This is a genomic window from Nodosilinea sp. FACHB-141 (assembly GCF_014696135.1).
Classification (GTDB): domain Bacteria; phylum Cyanobacteriota; class Cyanobacteriia; order Phormidesmidales; family Phormidesmidaceae; genus Nodosilinea.
In genome coordinates this window covers 91087-109369 of sequence record NZ_JACJPP010000015.1, presented here as the reverse complement: position 1 = coordinate 109369, position 18283 = coordinate 91087, and the positions used below count along the sequence as shown (strand labels likewise).

The following is an 18283-nucleotide window of genomic DNA, read 5'->3' as shown; positions in this document are numbered from 1 at the left end:
CCGCTACAACGGGTCGGATTCCCTCGGTTGAGATGTGCAGGACTATATAACTCGCTCAGTTTTTTTGCTCTAGATAACCATTGGCTAGCTCTAAAACGCCGAGGAGGCCAACCAAAAGCTGACCAAAAACCCGGCGATGGTCGAGAAGGTCACCGAGCCGCCGCCCATCTCGTAGGCTTCGGGCATCATGGTGCTAGCGACCATAGCGAGAATAGCACCCCCGGCAGTGGCCTTGGCCATAGCTAGCATCCATTCAGATGCCACCGGCACCAGCTGACTGCCGACCATAGCTACTAATCCGCTGAGCAGCACCGCACCACCCCACAGCGCCAGAATGCGTTGGGCCGAGGTACCCGCCTGGCGCATGCCAATGGAGCTCGACATCGCCTCGGGAATGTTGGAGATAAACACCGCCATTAAGAATGATGCTCCCGTGTGGCCTGTGCCCACGTGAAAGCCAATCACCAACGCCTCGGGAATGTTGTCGATCATGGTGCCCACCAAAATGGCCAGGGGGGCCGAGCTTTGGGCCAGCTCCTTGAACTGCTGCTCTGAAATAGGAATATCGACCTCGACGCTGTCGAGCACTTGCCGCCGCCAGTGGTCATCATCCACCGGAGCAAGCTTAGCGGTAGACTGGGTAGTTTCGCGCAGCCGCCGAGCCAAAATGCGGCTCAGCCCGCTGGAGAGCTGAGGGGCATAGGTGAGCATGGCGTCGAAATCGGCCTTGTCGAGTTCGTAGAGCTCCATAGGTGTTTTGGCCACCACCGTGGCCGATCGCTCTTCTCCAGTCAGCAGCGCCATCTCGCCAAAGATTTCCCCAGAGCCCAGGGCGGCCAACCGCTGGGGGCCTTTATAGATCTCGGCATCCCCCTCCACGATGAGAAACATGGAGTCGCCAGGAGCACCCTCCTGGCATAGCACCATCCCCGCCTCGACCTGAAGTGGCTTGAGCAGGGGAATAATTGCCTGCATTTCGTCAGGGGAAAGACTGTGAAGCACTTCGATGTGGCCAATGCGATCGAGCACCTCCGAGGCTTCATCCTGGCGGTGGTGGTAGAGAAACCGCCGCGACGACGACGGGTGGCGAATAAAGCCCCCCTGGTTGTCGATGTAGCCCACAATGACGGAAAACAGGGTGCCGCCCAGGGCAAAACCCGCCACCAGCGGCAAGAAGCCGCTGCTCTGGTAGGCGGGCAGGGTAATGTCGAAGGCGATCGCAGAGAGCAGCGTGCCGCTGCCAAAGGCCATTATGGCCGCTGTGATCGATCGCGCCGGTCGCCAGGCAATCCCTAAAATGGCCCCTACTAGCAAGCTAGAGGCAGCCAACAACCCTTGAACTAGCGCAGCAATGGGAACGCTCATTGACGAAATGACGGGGCATTATGACCAGGTTACTGCACAATGCTCCGCTTCCTGGCAAACTAGAGCCTAGGATTTTAACCGGTCTATGGTCTGTCTGCTATGAACCAACCGACCCAGCGCCGTCGCTCCGCCTTTAATCGTCAACCGCGTCAGCGTCAGACGAGACGGCCCTCCAACCGCCGCCCCTTTTTTGGATTGTGGCTGCTGTGCGGCCTGCTCTACGCCGTCGCTGGCCTAATTTTGACCTCCCTGGCCAACCCCTGGATCTGGCTGGTGGCTGCCGGGGGCACCGTAGTGCAGGGGACAACCTTAGCTGGTCCCGAAGCGCTAAAACGATTTCGGTGGCTGACGGCCAATCTGTTGGTGCTGGGCAGCATCGTAGGGGGCACAGCCCTAGCGGTGGCGCTCTCGATCGCCCTCAACCATCTGGGCACCGACAACCTAGATGAACTCACCCTCGGCAGAGCATTTTTGGAAATAGTGCTCTACAGTCTGCTGGCGGTACTGTTGGCGGTGCTGTGCAGCCTAACGACGGCAGCCCTGGGCGATCGCCTGCTGCGGCGCAATAAAGGCAGCAGAACCAGCCTGATTTTGCTGGTGACCTGCCTGCTAGGGCTAGGGCTGGGGGGGGCAATCGGGCTGCTAATTACCAGGCTGCCCGTTGCTTAGGCAATGGCGTAGCGAAAGCTGAGGGTTGCCCAGCGATCGTGGTGCAGAGCGTAGTAGTCAGGATCAGGCTTTTTCTCCTCGTCAGAGCTGGTGCTGAGGTCTTGCAGCAGCGCTTGGGCCAGCCGCAGGGGCTGGGGCACCGGGCGAAAACCTGTAGCCAGCGATGGGGGATCGTCTCCCAGCACGGCTAGGCACTGATCCAGGGGCTGGGTGCTGAGAATGACGTAGGCTTCTACCCAGGTGGCCACCCCCGGCATGGCCCAGCCAGCCCCATCGGCGGGGATAGAAATGAGCTGCCCCGGTGACAGGGGCATGGCAGCGGGCGGAACTTCGGCTCCATCAGCGGCGATCGCATCAGGCAATGTGACCAAGGCGTTGCATTCTCCCCGGCTGTCAAAGCTAATCCACAGCAGGTGGAGGATTTCGGTCGAGGTGTTAGCTAAGCGATAGCCGATACGGCCATCGCGAGGCAGCATAATTGGGTCATCGGTCGCCGACCTTTGGGCCTGTCGAATGGTTAGGGGCCAGGTGACAGCAGAGCTACGCTCGGTAAGCTGCACCAGCAGCGGCATGGGCTTGGGCTGCACCGCCTCTAACAGCGCCGCCGCCCCCACCTGGGAGGCCGCATGGTTTTCGGTCAATCGCACTAGCTTAAGAGCCAGCAGGGTTTGCAGGTAGGGGGTAAGCCGGTTGACCGTTGTTTTCACTGCCTCTTCTTTGGCCAGCATGGTGCCAGGCAGCAGGGTGCGGTTGGGGGCAAACAGTCCGTAGCTGCTCTCTGCGGGGTGTTCTCCCCCCTGGGAGGCTCCCCGAGCATCACTATCTAGCTTAGGCAAGGCCTCACCAGCGTTGGGCAGGGCAGCGGTCAGGGTGGGGGCTGGGCCAGTGGGCAGCCGGCCAAATAGGCAATCAGCGGCCTTTTCACCAGCGGTCACCGAGGTCACCAGGGGAATGCTCGACAAGGCGCTAGTAGCATCTACTCGCTCCACCCGCTTGAGCTGGCTGTCGAGGGCCACAATTAAATCGATGGTCTGGGGCAGTCGCCGCACCTGCTCGAACAGGGGCTGATGGGCGATCGCCGGTGGAGAAACCTCGCTCTCCAGAGGCCGGACTACGGCTTTTAAGCCCGTGCGCGACTCCAGCCGCAGGAGCACAGCTGCCCCATCGGCTTCGGCCATCAGGCGAGAGCCGGGCTGTAGGTAACGCAGCACCTGGGGCGGCACACCTCCCAGCCACGCGGTCAAAGGCCGCTCATCGCTGCGCGACAAAAGTACCCCTGCCGCTGGCGGCAGCTGGGGCGTTAGGCTGTAGGTCGTTGGGCCAGTGTAAGGCGGTAGGCGATCGCTTAGACCGGGCTGCTGATCAGCCCCTACCCAACGCTGGAGTCGCGAACCAGCGCGCTGTATTAAGACCTTAGCCGTGGAGTCAGGTTCTGTTTCCCAAAGACTCTGGGTAAGGGCGTAGGTGAAGACCCCAGCGCTAAACCCGTCCCAATGGCTTTCTAATACCAGTCGCCCCACGTCGGCCGCCCGTAGCACTAGCCCTGGCCAGGGAGCGTCTAGCGGCAGGGAAGATATTTCCGTGGGCGACGACACCATACCCGTAGGCACTGTCGGCCGGGATCTAACTCGAGAATTTCCCCAACGCAGATAGCCCGCATCCTGACTGCCGGCATCGATGACAGTGGTCAGGTTGGCAGTGGCCAGGGGCTTGAGCTGAGCAATAATTTCGGCCTCAAGCAGATCGCCTAAAACAGGATTAGCTTCACTGGGCAGGCGGCTGTCCACCGTTACCCAGGCGGCCTGTAGCGCGTTCGAGGCTTCGGCCCCAACCACTCGCACCTGACTGCCGTAGCCGCTAAAGTGCAGCAGCACAACATCGTCGGCCTGGGCCTGCTGCACCAGATGTTCGTCAATGGCAGTCAAAATGTTGGCACGGGTGGCCTCCTCATTGATCACCGTGACCACATCCGCTGACTGAAAGCCAAAGCGATGCACCAGCAACTGCCGCTGGAGCTCCACATCGGTGACGCAGCCCTTGAGAGCAATGTCTTGGGCTACGTCGGGGTCGAGGGCGCGATCGGGGTAGGCATTGATACCAATCAACAGGGCCAGCCGACGACGGGCGGGCTTGGCCAGGGCTTCCTGGTAGCGGCTATAGGTTGTTAGCCAAGCCGTACCGCCTACTCCCAGCGCTCCTAGGGCCAAGCTTGCCTGCTGCAAAAACGCCCGTCGTTTCAGTGTCACCGAGTTGATTGCATCCTACTAGCTGACGGCTTCGGGAACCCGCATGGCCTTAGCCAGCTCCGCCGCCACCTCGGGCCGAGAAAACTCAGGGGGGGGCAGCTCGCCGCGGCGCAGCATCTCCCGTACCTTGGTACCCGACAGGTGAATCCGCTCGTCCTTGGTGCTGGGGCTAGTTTTAGAGGTGGCCATGCCCCCGGTGCGGGTGCAGTAGAAGGCGTGCTCAAACTTCATAGGCACGATGCCCAGCTCCGTCGGCTCAAACTCGTCGAAGATGTATTGAGCGTCGTAGGTGCCGTAGTAATCGCCCACTCCAGCGTGGTCGCGGCCCACAATGAAGTGGGTGCAGCCATAGTTTTTGCGGATCAGCGCGTGGAAAATCGCTTCCCTAGGGCCAGCGTAGCGCATTGCGGAGGGATTGATCGCAAGAATCACGCGGTCTTGGGGGAAGTAGTGTTCCACCATAATCTCGTAACAGCGCATGCGCACATCGGCAGGAATATCGTCGGATTTGGTAGCCCCTACCAGCGGGTGCAAAAACAGCCCGTCAACGGTTTCTAGAGCGCACTTTTGAATGTACTCGTGGGCCCGGTGGATCGGGTTACGGGTCTGAAAGCCGACGACGGTCTTCCAGTTGCGATCGCGAAACAGCGCCCGCGAGGCTGCCGGGTCAACCTGGTAAGCGGGAAACAGCGGATGGGGATCGCGCTCCAGCAACCACACTGGGCCAGCTAAATTCACCGCTCCCTGGTCGTAGACCACCTTAACGCCAGGGTGCTTCTCATCGTCGGTGCGGTAGACGTTGACCGCCTCGTGGGCCTTATCGTATGTGTATTTTTCTTCCAGTTCCAGCACGCCGACAAAGCGGCCGGTGGAGTCATCCAGGCGCACGAGACTGCCCTCTTGCAGGGGGGCGGCGGTGGCTTCATCCACCGACAGGGTAACCGGAATTGCCCAGGGTAGGCCGTTGGCCAGGCGCATGTCGGTAACAACGGTGTCGTAGTCAGCTTTTTTCATAAAGCCGTTGAGAGGGCTAAAGCCGCCAATGGCAATCATTACCAGATCAGAGAAGGCCCGCTCATCCAGTCTCACCTGAGGCAGGGTATCGGCTTTGTCTGAGAACTCAGTTCTTTGGTCGGGCGTCGCTAAGCGATCGACCAGAGTGCCGCCATGGGGGACAATACCGTTTTTTTCTAGAGTCATGGAGATACCGCTACCTTCTGCTGATGATGAAACATGAAAGATTTGAAGCTAAGCCATGGCCTAGCTAACCAAAGCAACTCCGGTTTTCCGCTGGGGAAACGGGGTTAGCTGTCTTGTTCTATGAAATTACATCTTGGTACCAATGTCACCCAGGCGCTGAGCTGTCTCTGGGGATGGCCAACTCTAGCCCGCCACCACATTAATCGCGATTGATCTGCTTCCAGAGGGGGTGAGATGGGCCCTGGGCGGCGATGCGAGCGCACAGTTTCTCAAGTCGCTGCTGCTCGTCTTTGGTCATGCCCCACAAAATATAGCGGCTCTCGGCCACCAGTAAAGCAACGGTAAGGCCTACGCACAGCCCCAGACCTAGGGCGGCAGGACGGTTATAGGCCAAACCCAACCGTACCGTTGACCAGGTAAAGTACTGGCGCAGCTGAGCAATTTCAGGGCTCAGGCTCCACAGGCTGAGGGGTGCTACCGTCAGCCACAGCAGTCCACTAATCGTCCACCAGCGGCGTAGCATGATGGCCCGCAGGCGCTCCAGAGGCGCAGGATAGCTAGGAGTGCCCATGGCTAAAAATCCGTTAGCTTTGGGTTTCGGGCTGAGCTTCTGCCAGGCCAGGGTCGTCGCTGTAGGCCTGGCCCGTGCGTTCTCGCCACAGAGCCAGCAGCGAGCTGGCCACAAAAATGCTGGAGTAGGCCCCGGCCACAAAACCCACAATCAACGCCAGAGCAAAATATTTCAGGGTGGGGCCGCCAAAGATCACGATCGCCACTAGCGGCAGCGTCGTGGTCAGCGAGGTATTGATCGAGCGGGCCAGGGTTTGGTTGACGGCACTGTCGACAATGTCATTGATGTGGCTGCCGGGGCTGAGCTTCATGTTCTCCCGCACGCGATCGTAAATCACCACCGTGTCATTAACCGAGAAGCCCACAATGGTGAGCAGCGACACGATGAACAGACTGTCAACCTCGACGCCGAGCACCAGCCCCAGGATGGCAAACACGCCAGCGGTAATAATCACGTCGTGAGCTAGAGCCAAAATCGCCAGCAGCGCATAGTCGAGCTTAAAGCGCAGGCTCATGTAAGCCACAATTCCAGCAAAGGAAACCAGCAGCGCGAGTAGGCCTGCCACCAACAGCTGTTTCCCCACCACCGGTCCGACAGTATCAATCTGGGTAGAACCGGGGTCAAAGGGGCCGATGGCCTCGTCGAGTGCGCTTTGCAAAGGTGCACGCTCATCTACAGTCAAGGTGCGGGTGCGAATCGAGAGCACCTGCTGGTCTTCCCCTAAAAGCTGAAGGCTGCTGGAGTCGAGCCCCTGATCTCCCAATACCTGTCTAACGTCTGCTAGCTCTAGCGGTTCGGTACAGCTTTCGGTAGTCACGCAGGCCCGGGTCAGCTGGAGCCGGGTGCCACCAGCGAAATCAAGGCCCGGCTTGAGGGGCGCACCCAGTTGCTGCCACGAGATCGCCATGGCCACGAGGCTGACCAGCACCAGCCCTATCGAAATTCCCCACCACAGACCGCGCTGCTTAATAATGTTGAGCTTCATGGGGCACTCCTAAGGGCGAACGGTGTCGGGGCGAGCAGTGGTTAAGCCGGGGCAAAATAGGCTGGGTCGCCGGAACTGCGGCAGGCTAATGGCTAAGAACATTAGGGTGCGGGTACAGGTCAAGGCAGTAAACATGCTGATAATGACGCCAATGGCCAGAGTCAGGGCAAACCCTTTGACCAGTCCGGCTCCAAAGTAAAACAGCGCCAGACAGGAGATCAGGGTGGTGACGTTGCCGTCTAAAATGCTGGAAAAGGCCCGGTAGAAGCCCGATTCAACCGAACGATAGAGAGTTTTGCCCGCCTGTAGCTCTTCACGGGTGCGCTCAAAAATTAGCACGTTCGCATCTACTGCCATGCCGATGCTAAGAATGAATCCGGCAATACCCGGTAGGGTGAGGGTGACTCCCAGCAGGTTGAAGGCCGCCCAGGTGAGCAGGGCATAGATGATCAGAGCAATGTCAGCCAGAATGCCGGGCAGACGGTAGTAAACCGCCATGAACACCAGCACCAATCCTAAACCAGCGATGCCGGCGTAGAGGCTGCGCTGAATACTGTCGCGGCCTAGGGTAGGACCTACGGTGCGATTCTCAACCACCTCTACGGGTAGGGGCAGGGCACCACCGCGCAGCTGAATCTCTAGGTCGCGGGCCGACTCAGCGGTAAAGTTGCCAGAGATAACGGCGCTACCCCCGGTAATGCCGGTTTCGGCGTACTGCACAGCCACCGAGGGGGCGCTCAGCAGGCGGTTGTCGAGGAAGATGCCGATGGTGCGGCCGGTACCGGCGATCGCCTTACTGACCTCAGCAAACTCGTTGCCGCCCTCGCTGTTGAACTGAATCACCACTTCCCAGAGGGTGCCGCTGGTGGGCCGGGCGATCGCATCGGTCAGCTTGTCTCCACCTAGAGTGCTGAGCTCAAACAAAGCCGCCACGGCCTTTTCGCTAGCCGTAATATCGGCCTGGAGTTTGTCGATGCGGGCCTGGGTATCGCTGTTGATTTCCCCATTCGATGGCAGGGTGGCCTGGAGCGCTGCCAGCTCGCCTAGGTGACCTTGCAGCACCTGATTCTCGATCTGGAGCTGCTGGTCAGTACCGGGCCGCTGAGCGCGAAACTCTAGTTGAGCCGTACCCCCCAGCACTCGCTCTGCTTGCTGAGGGTCGCTGACGCCGGGCAGCTGCACCAGCAGCTGGTTGTTGCCCAGCTGCTGCACCACCGCCTCCGAAACGCCCAGGCCGTTGACTCGGCCTTCGACCACGGTTTGCACCGCCTCCAGCTCCCGCTCAGTAATAGTGGGAATGGCGGCGGTGGGCTGTACCTGGATGGTGAGCTGAGAGCCCCCCCGCAGGTCTAACCCCAAACGGGTGGGTATCTGGGTTATCACCACCACGGAGGCGATGGTGAGCACCAAAATAACCCCTAGCCAAGCTCGATATTTTGCCATTGCGGTTTGCTGCGGTGTAGGTGCGGATAGGGATCCCTTGGAATGGGCTGTGCCCTGGGATCGCGGCGATGGGAAGGACTGTTCCTAACTAAATATTAGGAGAAGGTGGCGGAGCCCACCCTACAGCGGCTCCCTAAACCTTGAGGGCGACCATGTTTTCGACGGCGGCCTCGATTTGTTTGGGCTGCACAATGGTCAGTGTCTCTAGCTTACCGTTGTAAGGGGTAGGGATGTCTTGGGAGGACAGGCGCACCACCGGGGCGTCGAGTTCGTCAAAGTAGCGATCATTAATGGAGGCAATGATTTCGGCACCGATACCGCCGGTTTTCATGCACTCTTCCACAATAATGACCCGGTGGGTCTTCTTGATTGAGGCACCAATGGTGTCGAAATCTAGCGGCTTGAGGGAAATTAGGTCAATCACCTCCGGGTCAAGGCCCTTTTTCTCTAGGCCCTTGACTGCTTGGGTGACGTGGTGGCGCATGCGGGAGTAGGTGAGGATAGTGACATCCTTGCCGGGGCGGACAATTTCGGCCTTGTCTAGGGGCACCACGTACTCGTGGTTGGGCAGATCTTCTTTCAGGTTGTAGAGCAGCACGTGCTCAAAAAATAGCACTGGGTTGTCATCGCGGATGGCGGCCTTGAGCAGCCCTTTGGCGTTGTAGGGGGTCGAGCAGGCCACGATCTTCAGCCCCGGCACCGCCTGAAAGTAGGCTTCGAGCCGTTGGGAGTGCTCGGCCCCCAGCTGCCGCCCCACGCCGCCAGGTCCGCGAATCACCATGGGAATTTTATAGTTGCCGCCTGAGGTGTAGCGCAGCATGCCGGCGTTGTTGGCGATTTGATTGAAGGCCAGCAGCAAGAAGCCCATGTTCATGCCCTCGATAATCGGGCGCAGGCCGGTCATGGCAGCACCGACAGCCATGCCGGTGAAGCTGTTTTCGGCGATCGGGGTGTCGAGCACGCGCAGCTCGCCATACTTGTTGTAAAGGTCTTTGGTGACCTTATAGGAACCGCCGTAGACACCGACATCTTCGCCCAGGACAAAGACGGTGTCGTCGCGGCCCATCTCTTCGTCGATGGCCTCGCGCAGGGCGTTGAATAGGAGGGTTTCTGCCATTGCTTTGGTCTAAATAGGGTAGGGGGTGAGTGAGTGGATGGGTGGGCGGGTGGATGGGTAGGGTGCATTCGCGGTTAACTCCCTCAGGGGATCCCCATGCCAATGCCGTACCGCATACACCGTTTTTAGGAACCGTAGGGTGGGCACTGCCCATCGCTGGATAGGCGGGATTTCGAGCGCCGACCTCAGTTCCAGGGCGATCAATCCTCGGCGAAGATATATTTATAGAGGTCGTCGGGCCTGGGCTCGGGGCTCTCTTCGGCAAAGGTGAGGGCGTCGTCGATGCGAGTCTGGATGCGATCGCGCACTTCTTTCAGCGTCCCCTCGTCAGCCAGATTTTGCTCTAGCAGGTAGCCCTCAAACCGCTTGATTGGGTCGCGGGCCAGCCAGGCTTCTTTTTCGGCCTTCGATCGCAGCTCATCGGGGTCAGCCAGGGAGTGGCCCCTAAAGCGGTAGGTGAGGGCTTCGATTAGGGTAGGGCCTTCGCCAGCGCGGGCGCGCGCTACGGCCTCCTGGGCTACGGCGCGGACGGCCATCACATCCATGCCGTCAACTTCGACGCCGGGCATGCCAAATACTGCGGCCTTCTTATAAATCTCGGGCTGGGAGGTGGCGCGCTCGTGGGCCATGCCGATCGCCCACTTGTTGTTTTCCACCACAAATAAAATCGGCAGCTTCCAGAGGGCAGCCATGTTTAAGCACTCAAAGAACTGGCCGTTGTTGCTGGTGCCATCACCAAAGAAACAGGCGGTCACCTGGTCGGCGCTAGAGTCGCCCAGAGCGTCGCGGCGGTAGCGCGACTGAAACGCCGCCCCCAAGGCCACGGGAATACCTTCCCCGATGAAGGCAAAGCCCCCCAGCATGTTGTGCTCGCTCGAAAACAGGTGCATCGAGCCGCCCCGCCCCTTGCTGCAACCCGTCTCTTTGCCAAACAGCTCGGCCATGACATTCTTGGCAGGCACCCCGGCACTGAGGGCGTGGACGTGGTCGCGGTAGGTGCTGCACACGTAGTCGTCAGACCGCAGCGACTTGATCACCCCGCTGGAGACCGCTTCCTGACCGTTGTAGAGGTGCACGAAGCCGAACATCTTGCCCCGGTAATACATCTCGGCGCACTTGTCCTCAAAAAAGCGCCCCAGGATCATGTCTTCGTAGAGCCTCAGCCCCTCTTCGGGGGCGATCTGAGCTGCTGGAGCGTGGAATTGGGGTAACGTCCGTTCTTGAACCATGGGTTTGCTGGGTCCTACGCCGCGATGTCCAACATTTGACTATACCGAAAAGTATCCCCCCTTGGGCAGAGAGCCGGCTGGGATATGCCTTTCATCATACCGACCGGGCTGCTGGGCTATGGTGCTCGACTTGGCCATCAAGCTAAGATCATGCTGACCGTTGTGCCCACTGATTGCTCTCTGCTGCTCACTGTGAAGCCGTCTGGAGTTAGGAATAGGATCTTTATTCAACCTTTAATGTGCTCGCCTACTAGGTAAATGGTCTTTACCCTAACTGAACCGGGCGCTAGCCCTGCGATCGCGCTAAAGCATCTCGCTGACCTAGATTGAGCTTAGACATTGCTGGGTTAGTCAAGGGTCGCGATCGCTCTGGCAGTGGCGGCAAAGATGTGTTATAAACTTCACTTTTGTCCTGATTTTGGGGCAAACGCGATAGGGTGTAGCTATTTCCTAGAATGCCGTTGGGTCACAGAGTGGCACGGTCTAGGAAAAGTGACGGTTGAAACTAGGTCTCAGGGTCATGGATGCGTAGCAAGGACTTGTGAGCAAAGATGGATCCTAAGGGTGCGGTGCGCGTTAAAAGTTCGGCGGTTTAGACAGTCCGCAATAAATCTTTTCGGATACTATTTCGAGTGAATTCGCCGTTGGGGACGTGAGCTGTGCAAATTCCGTTAGATTACTACCGAATTCTGGGGTTGCCTATCCAGGCGACCGCCGATCAGCTGAAACAGGCCCATCGCGATCGCGGCTTGCAGCTGCCCCGGCGCGAATTCTCCACCGCCGCCATTGAGGCCCGCAAGCAGCTCATCGACGAAGCCTACATAGTCTTGTCTGACCGCGATCGCCGCCGCAACTACGACAGCAAGTTTCTCGCCAGCGCCTACACCGTCGATATGGCCCCCGAGCCCCTGCCCGAGGGTGTGCCGGGTCTAGAGGTAAGTGCCGACGCGGGAGAAGCAGCGCTCAGGTCGCTCGCCACAGAGCCCGGCGGCAGCGAGGCCCAAAGCTCCAAAATTGAGATCGAGAGCGATCAGCTAGTTGGGGCCCTCCTGCTGTTGCTAGAGCTAGGGGAATACGAGCAGGTGCTTCAGTTGGGTCAGCCCCAGCTAGTCAACCCCTACGCCAGCGGCGGTTTAGCTACCCCCGAGCCCGCCCAGGATGACGTGGTGCTCACCCTGGCTTTAGCCTGCCTTGAGCTAGGCCGCGAGCAGTGGCAGCAGCGTCAGTACGAAATTGCCGCCGAGTCGCTGCAGACGGGCCACGAGCTGCTGGCCCGAGGCAACCACTTTCCCGCTATTCGGGCTGAGATTCAAGCCGAACTGTACAAGCTGCGGCCCTACCGGGTGCTAGAGCTGCTGGCCCGCCCTCTCGACCAGACCCGCGAGCGCCGTCAGGGGCTCAAGCTGCTCAAGACTATGCTCGAAGACCGGGGCGGCATTGAGGGCACCGAGGACGACCTCTCGGGCCTAGCGATTGACGACTTTTTGCGCTTTATTCAGCAGCTGCGCGACTATCTCACTGCCTCCGAGCAGCAGGAGCTGTTTGAGCACGAGGCCCGCCGCCCGTCGCCCGTGGCCACCTACCTGACCGTCTATGCTCTGCTGGCTCGGGGCTTTGCCCGCCACCAGCCCGCTCTGGTGCGCCGCGCCAAGCAGCTGCTGCTGCGCCTAGGGGCTCAGCAAGACGTCCACCTAGAGCAGGCGGTGTGTGCCCTGCTGCTGGGCCAGACCGAGGAGGCCAACCGCGCCTTGGAGATGAGCCAGGAGTATGAGCCCCTGGCCTACATTCGGGAGCATTCGCGCCAGTCGCCTGACCTGCTGCCGGGGCTGTGTCTCTATGCCGAGCGCTGGCTCAAGGACGAGCTGTTCCCGCACTTTCGCGACTTCAAAGACCAGGAGGCCACCCTCAAGGACTACTTTGCCGATGCCCAGGTGCAGGCTTACCTGGAGACTATGCCTACGGGTTCGGGTGCAGAGCTGCGATCGGAACCGCGCCAGTCAGCTGCTTCCCAGGGGGTGTTTGAGCAGACCTCCCTAACCACCACCCCGGGGACGGGCCAATTTCCAACGGCTCAGTTTCCAACGATTGAGGGGTCGTTGCCCATTGGGGCCCCCACCATGCCCAACCCTGCCACCACCGTCCGGCGCCGTCCGCCTGAGCCGGCCCCCAGCAGCAGTCGCCGTCCACCTGAGCCAGCCCCCGTCAGCAACGGCAATGGTGCTTATCCTAGACCGGCTGTCCGCAACGGCAATGGTCGCCCGAGCCAGCCCGAGCCTCGGCTCAGATTGGCAGAGGAAAACATGCCCGACCCCGAGTTTCGCAGCGGCTATGCCGACGATGACGATCTCTCAGTGGCTGAGCGGGTCGCTCAGCTGTCACCCGAGGGCAAAATGACCACACCGGGGAGCGAGGCACCGACTAAGCCAGCACCTACGCCAGAATCAATTGCCCTAGATGGGGAGCAGACTCTGCCGCCCGCCATTGCCCCTGGGCGGCGCAGTCGCGGGGCACCCCACTGGGGTCGGTTGGCCCTAGTTGCAGCGGCGGGTGTTTTGGGGCTTGGAATTTTGGGTTTTGGCACCATGCGGGCATTGGGCTGGGTTACTGGCATCTTTAGCGGTCCTAGAATTTCGGGCAAACCCCTAGCCATTCGCGTTGACCAACCCGCCTTTGAAATTCCAGAAGCACCGCCAGCCCCTAGCGAGATTGGCGTCAACGATATGGCCGGTCGGGTGATTAATGAATGGCTAGAGATTAAGCGGGGGGCACTGGGCGAAAGCTACCAGGGCGATCGCCTCGATGATATTCTGCTCGAGCCCGTGCTTACCCAGTGGACTCGCCGAGCCGATGCCGCCGCCGCCGAAAGCTGGTATTGGGAATACGAGCACAAGGTGGAGATTGAATCGGTCACCCCCGATGACCCAACCGCTGACAGTTTGCAGGCGATCGCTGTAGTTTCTGAACAGGCGAAGCTGTTTGAGTTTGGCGTTGAAAACGCTGACGCCGCCTACAATGACACCCTGAGAATGCAGTATGACCTGGTGCGCCAGGATGGCAAGTGGTACATAAAGGGCATGAATAAGTTAGCCGATGTGAATTAGTAGGTAATAGCTGGGCTTTCTGTTCAGAGACCGGTTATTGCCCTGACCGCCGCATGAGTTACCATAAACGCCCCTTTCAAAGGCTGTGGTTCGGCAATTTCTCCGGACGGGCAGAGCCTAACTGTGTTTTGATAGAATGCTGTTCGTATTAACTCCAGAGCTGAATGCCAGTAGATAGCCCGCCCGCTCCCCAGCCGCCCCTAGTGCTCGACACCCTTGCTAACCCAGGGCTGCCCAACGACGAATGTCCTCGTCGGGCACGCATTCAGCTTGACCTGCTGCTGCTGGCCATTGAAGCCCTCGATCTGGGGGGCAGTGAAGCTATGTTGGGCACCGCTCGTGACCTCGGCCTAGAGGGCTTGGTCAAAGGCCGGGTGCACCTGTGGTTGCTGCGAGGCACGAATCCCATGCGCCGCTACAGCCAGCGGCAGCCTTTAAACATTGAAGAGGCTAAAGCCCTGGTCATTATTATTTGCACCCTAGCGCGGCGATTGACGGTGGTGGTGCGCCAGCTGCTAGTGGGCTATCAGCAACTAACCGACAAACAGCTCTCCCCCGAGCACCACTTTCGCTTGGCCGACTATCTGAGCCGCTTTCGCAGCCATTTCCGCGCCCGCATGAACCCACGCCGAGCCGGGGTGATTGCCTACAGCAGCGACGAAAAGCTCGATGAGCTGGCCCTTGAGCTTTTGCAAGAACTGCTGCTGTGCGCTGGGGTGCTCGGTCCCCAACGCCTCTGGAATAGCCTGTTTGACGGAGAAGTATCATGACCGTTCAACGGCAATATACCCTACCCCACTGCAACCTGGTCTTAGAAGGGCTTAGCGCTGACGCCAACGACCCCCTGTCACCCCTGGCGGTGTTGATGAATGCCGAGTGCCACCTACCCGGTGCCACCGATGCCACCCTGGCCGGGGGGCGAGAATTTTTAGACAGTTTAGTGACCGCCGTAAGCCGCTACGGGCAGCAGTTGCTCAGCGGCGTGCCCTACCCTAGGACGACAGGGTCAGCGCCACCCATAGTGGAGATCAAACCAGGTGATCTCCCCTACCACCACCACCTAATTGTGCAGCAGCAGCCCCTGGGCGGGCCTGTTAGCGACGTCAACGCGCTGCCGCCGCTGGATATCCAGCTCACTACGGTGCAGTTCTATGACCTGATGGAAGCGGTCGACCAGCTACTGGCCGACACTCAAACGCTGCCCGACATGAAGGCACAGTTTCAGGCGGTATCGCGGCGACTGGTGCGACCCACCGAACCCATAACGAAGCGGGCGGCCCCCGCAGCCCTAGGAGCGGCGGCCTTGGTTGCCGCCGGACTGGCCCTATTCTTTGTACCCCCGCCCGAATTTGAGCCCACTCGTCCAGAGTCCGAGGCTTCAGCCCCGGCAGCAGCCAGCGCGGTGCCTGGAGGACCCCCCAGAGCCGACGATGAAACTAGCGAAGCAGTGCCTGCTGACGGCGATGGCTTAGACCGTCTAGAGAGTGCCCCAGCGATTACCGACGCGGCCACTGTTGCTCTGTTGCAGTCTGACGTGACCCAGCGGTTGCAGGAGGCCTGGGCCGATGCGCCACGACCCAGCGGCGACCTAGCCTATCGCATGGCGGTTTCTGAAGACGGCGATATTTTGGGGTATCAATACGAGAACGATTTGGCTCTAGAAGAGGTCGATAATACCCCACTGCCCAAGCTTACCTTTGTGCCGGTGGCAGGCGCAGAGCCGGTGCGAGAGCGCGTGGCCCAGTTTGTTGCGACCTTTACCCCTGACGGGGAAGTGCGGTTAGAGCCGACAGAGGTTCCGGCTGAGGCCGATGCGACTGAGAGTGATACCACTGAGGGTGATGCTGTTGAGAGTGACGCGGCGGCCAATGCGGCTGAGCTGCCGGATCTAGAGGAGAAGGTGACCGACGGCGATCGCATTCGCGAACTCAACAGCGACCTTTACGACAACATTTTGGCTGAGCTAGAGCCCCTGTCAGCCAATGAGGACCTGCGGTTTCGGGTGCGCCTGACCGAGGCGGGCGAGGTGGTGGGCTATGAGCCCGTCAACGCTGCCGCTGGCCTGATGGTGAACGAAACCCCCCTGCCCAATTTGGTTACTGCAGCCGACAGCACTGCCAATCAGGCTGACTTTCAGGTGGTGTTCACCGAGAGCGGTGTGCTGGAGGTCAACCCCTGGGATGGCTGGCCCCAATAGCTCCTCTCCTAGCGCTGCCGATGCCCTTATGATGCTGGCCTAATGTTTCTAGCCCGATCGCGTCATGGCTGATTCCCCCAATCTGCCACCGTTGCCCTCCGACCCTGCTCCGGCGGCTCCCCGCTCGACTCCACCGCCTGCGCCCAAGTCTCGACCCTGGGCGGGGCTGCACGCGCTGTGGACTCTGGTAGTGCGCCTGGTTATTCTGGGTGCCGGGGTAAGTGTAGGCTGGCTGGTTGGCATGCTGGTAGCTCAGGCGATGCCCTCCCGCAACCCTGACCCGCCGCTGACGGAGGTTGCCCTGCGCCAGGGCAACCAGACCCAGCGCAAACTGCGGCAGTTGCCCAGCTGGTGGCAGGGCGATGGCCCGATTGACGGAGTTGTCGATGAGGTAGCTCTAGCGCCGGAATCTTCCCCGTCCCAGTCTGCTGGCGCCACGGCTGCACCGGAGGCTGCACCGCCTATACCTGAGGCTGAGCGCGATCGCATTCAAACTAACCTCACCGCCCTGCGCCAAGATCTGACTCGCCTTAATACCCGCCTAACCGAGCTAGAAACTAGCCTGGGTGCCCCAGCCGCCGGTACGCTTGAAGCCCGCCTACAGCGCCTCGATCAGCGGCTCGGGGCCGACGGTGGAGCCAGCAATGCACCGGAAGCGGCGGCGGCAGAGACTCCAGCGGTGAAACCATCCCCTGAGGCCGAGACAGGGGCTCGGGTGGCCTATCAGGAGCCGCGCTTTGCGCTGGTGCGCGATCGCGTTGTCTTGCCCAGCGCCCTACTCTTTGAGCCGGGCAGCAGCATCCTTACCCCCTCTGGCCAGCAACTGCTCGACAGCATTGCTGCCGACCTGAGCCGCTACGGTGCCGCGACCCTGCTGGTGGGCAGCCATACCGACGGTGCGTCGTCTCCTGACCTAGCCAGTCAGCTCACCCTGCAACAGGCCGTGGCGGTGCAGCAATACCTGAGCCCTCAGTTAGAGGGCGGCGGCATTCGCTGGGTGCCAGTGGGCTATGGTCAAACTCGCCCCACCGCTGTGGGCACCACCCCCGCCGACCAGCAGCGCAACCAGCGGGTCGAAATTGGCATTGTGCCCGGTAGCTAACCAATGAGACTTGTATTTTTTGGAACCCCTCACTTTGCTGTGCCCAGCCTCCAGCGGCTGCTGGCCGAGCCAGGGTTTGAGGTGGCCGCCGTCGTCACCCAGCCCGATCGCCGCCGGGGCAGAGGTAGCCAAGTGGATGCTTCGCCCGTCAAACAGATCGCCGTCGAAGCTAACTGTCCAGTCCTGCAACCCACTCGCATCAAAAAAGATGAAGCCACCTTGACCGCCCTAGAGGCCATCCAGGCCGACGCCTTTGTGGTGGTGGCCTACGGTCAGCTACTCTCCCAGCGCATTCTGGATATGCCTCGGTTGGGCTGCATCAATGGCCACGGCTCGCTACTGCCTGCCTACCGGGGAGCCGCCCCGATTCAGTGGTGCATCGTCAACGGCGACACCGTCACCGGCATGACCACCATGCTGATGAACCTGGGCATGGATACCGGCGACATGCTGCTCAAGTCAACCCTACCCATTGGCCTGCTCGATACCGCTGGGGAGGTGGCGACAGCCCTGGCTCAACAGTGCGCTGGTCTACTGGTAGAAACCCTGCACGGCCTGGTCGATGGCATTCTCAGCCCCCTGCCCCAGGACGAGGCCCTGGCCACCTACGCGCCCTTAATTCAGAAAGACGATTTTGAGCTGGACTGGAGCAAGGCGGCGATCGCCATCCACAACCAGGTACGCGGCTTCTACCCCAACTCCGTCACGACCTTTCGCGGGCAGCCGTTGAAGGTCATGTCTACGGTTCCCTTAGGAGAACCCTACTGGGCAGAACTACCCTCAGACTTAGTGGCGATGCGGGAGGCAGTGGATGCAATCGTGGCTGAAACCGTTCTCTCAAGTTCTCCCCCAGGAACCCTGGTGGGCTTGCTCAAGGGCCAAGGTCCTCTCGTACAGACCGGCGACGGGCTGCTGCTGCTGCGCCAGGTCAAACCCAGCGGCAAACAGGCTCAGTCAGGGAGTGATTTCGTCAACGGCAGCCGCCTACAAGTTGGCGAATCCCTCGTCTAAGCCAATCGCCTCACACTCTATAGTCAGCTAGATCTATTTGGCCATCC

General features: G+C 60.2%; 14 protein-coding genes. 6 read left to right on the top strand and 8 right to left on the bottom strand.

Going from position 1 to position 18283, the window contains the following annotated elements:
- Nucleotides 1-90: 90 nt before the first annotated feature.
- Entirely contained in the window at nt 91-1365 is a 1275-nt protein-coding gene (locus H6F59_RS16760) for a cyclic nucleotide-binding domain-containing protein (RefSeq protein ID WP_190702503.1), read from the bottom strand.
- Between the two features lie 99 nt (nt 1366-1464).
- Between H6F59_RS16760 and H6F59_RS16755 the strand changes: the two genes are divergently transcribed.
- A complete protein-coding gene (locus H6F59_RS16755) occupies nt 1465-2034 on the top strand; it encodes a hypothetical protein (RefSeq protein WP_190702499.1) in 570 nt (189 codons plus the stop codon).
- Here the strand turns inward: H6F59_RS16755 and H6F59_RS16750 are convergent.
- From H6F59_RS16750 to pdhA, 7 genes are all read right to left on the bottom strand, one after another.
- Nucleotides 2031-4280, bottom strand: coding sequence for a caspase family protein (locus tag H6F59_RS16750; RefSeq protein ID WP_190702496.1), 2250 nt, complete (start codon nt 4278-4280; stop codon nt 2031-2033). The genes H6F59_RS16755 and H6F59_RS16750 overlap by 4 nt on opposite strands.
- Before the next feature lie 18 nt (nt 4281-4298).
- Nucleotides 4299-5480 (bottom strand): sulfate adenylyltransferase, encoded by a 1182-nt coding sequence (gene sat, locus H6F59_RS16745; protein ID WP_190702493.1) that lies wholly within the window; start codon nt 5478-5480, stop codon nt 4299-4301.
- A gap of 199 nt (nt 5481-5679) precedes the next feature.
- Entirely contained in the window at nt 5680-6051 is a 372-nt protein-coding gene (locus H6F59_RS16740) for a hypothetical protein (protein WP_190702490.1), read from the bottom strand.
- Between the two features lie 13 nt (nt 6052-6064).
- The gene (secF, locus tag H6F59_RS16735) at nt 6065-7036 is read right to left on the bottom strand and encodes a protein translocase subunit SecF (protein ID WP_190702487.1); all 972 of its coding nucleotides are present in this window, start codon (nt 7034-7036) and stop codon (nt 6065-6067) included.
- A 9-nt stretch (nt 7037-7045) separates the two neighbouring features.
- Nucleotides 7046-8479 carry a protein translocase subunit SecD gene (gene secD / locus H6F59_RS16730; protein WP_190702484.1) on the bottom strand — a complete coding sequence of 478 codons (1434 nt, stop codon included), beginning with the start codon at nt 8477-8479 and terminating at the stop codon, nt 7046-7048.
- Between the two features lie 133 nt (nt 8480-8612).
- Nucleotides 8613-9596 (bottom strand): alpha-ketoacid dehydrogenase subunit beta, encoded by a 984-nt coding sequence (locus H6F59_RS16725; protein ID WP_190702480.1) that lies wholly within the window; start codon nt 9594-9596, stop codon nt 8613-8615.
- A 200-nt stretch (nt 9597-9796) separates the two neighbouring features.
- Nucleotides 9797-10825: a pyruvate dehydrogenase (acetyl-transferring) E1 component subunit alpha gene (pdhA, locus tag H6F59_RS16720; RefSeq protein WP_190702478.1), complete on the bottom strand. Its 1029-nt coding sequence runs from the start codon at nt 10823-10825 to the stop codon at nt 9797-9799.
- Between the two features lie 659 nt (nt 10826-11484).
- Between pdhA and H6F59_RS27370 the strand changes: the two genes are divergently transcribed.
- The 5 genes from H6F59_RS27370 to fmt all read left to right on the top strand — a co-directional run bounded on the left by H6F59_RS27370 (nt 11485) and on the right by fmt (nt 18236).
- The gene (locus H6F59_RS27370) at nt 11485-13926 is read left to right on the top strand and encodes an IMS domain-containing protein (protein ID WP_190702474.1); all 2442 of its coding nucleotides are present in this window, start codon (nt 11485-11487) and stop codon (nt 13924-13926) included.
- A gap of 164 nt (nt 13927-14090) precedes the next feature.
- The gene (locus H6F59_RS16710) at nt 14091-14696 is read left to right on the top strand and encodes a DUF3038 domain-containing protein (RefSeq protein ID WP_190517595.1); all 606 of its coding nucleotides are present in this window, start codon (nt 14091-14093) and stop codon (nt 14694-14696) included.
- On the top strand, nt 14693-16123 hold the full coding sequence (locus tag H6F59_RS16705) for a DUF4335 domain-containing protein (RefSeq protein ID WP_190702471.1): 1431 nt from the start codon (nt 14693-14695) through the stop codon (nt 16121-16123). Before H6F59_RS16710 ends, H6F59_RS16705 begins: the two co-directional genes overlap by 4 nt.
- 64 nt (nt 16124-16187) lie before the next feature.
- Complete coding sequence (locus H6F59_RS16700) at nt 16188-17225, top strand: OmpA family protein (protein WP_190702468.1); 1038 nt, start codon at nt 16188-16190, stop codon at nt 17223-17225.
- A 3-nt stretch (nt 17226-17228) separates the two neighbouring features.
- Nucleotides 17229-18236, top strand: coding sequence for a methionyl-tRNA formyltransferase (gene fmt / locus H6F59_RS16695; RefSeq protein ID WP_190702465.1), 1008 nt, complete (start codon nt 17229-17231; stop codon nt 18234-18236).
- Nucleotides 18237-18283: the final 47 nt, after the last annotated feature.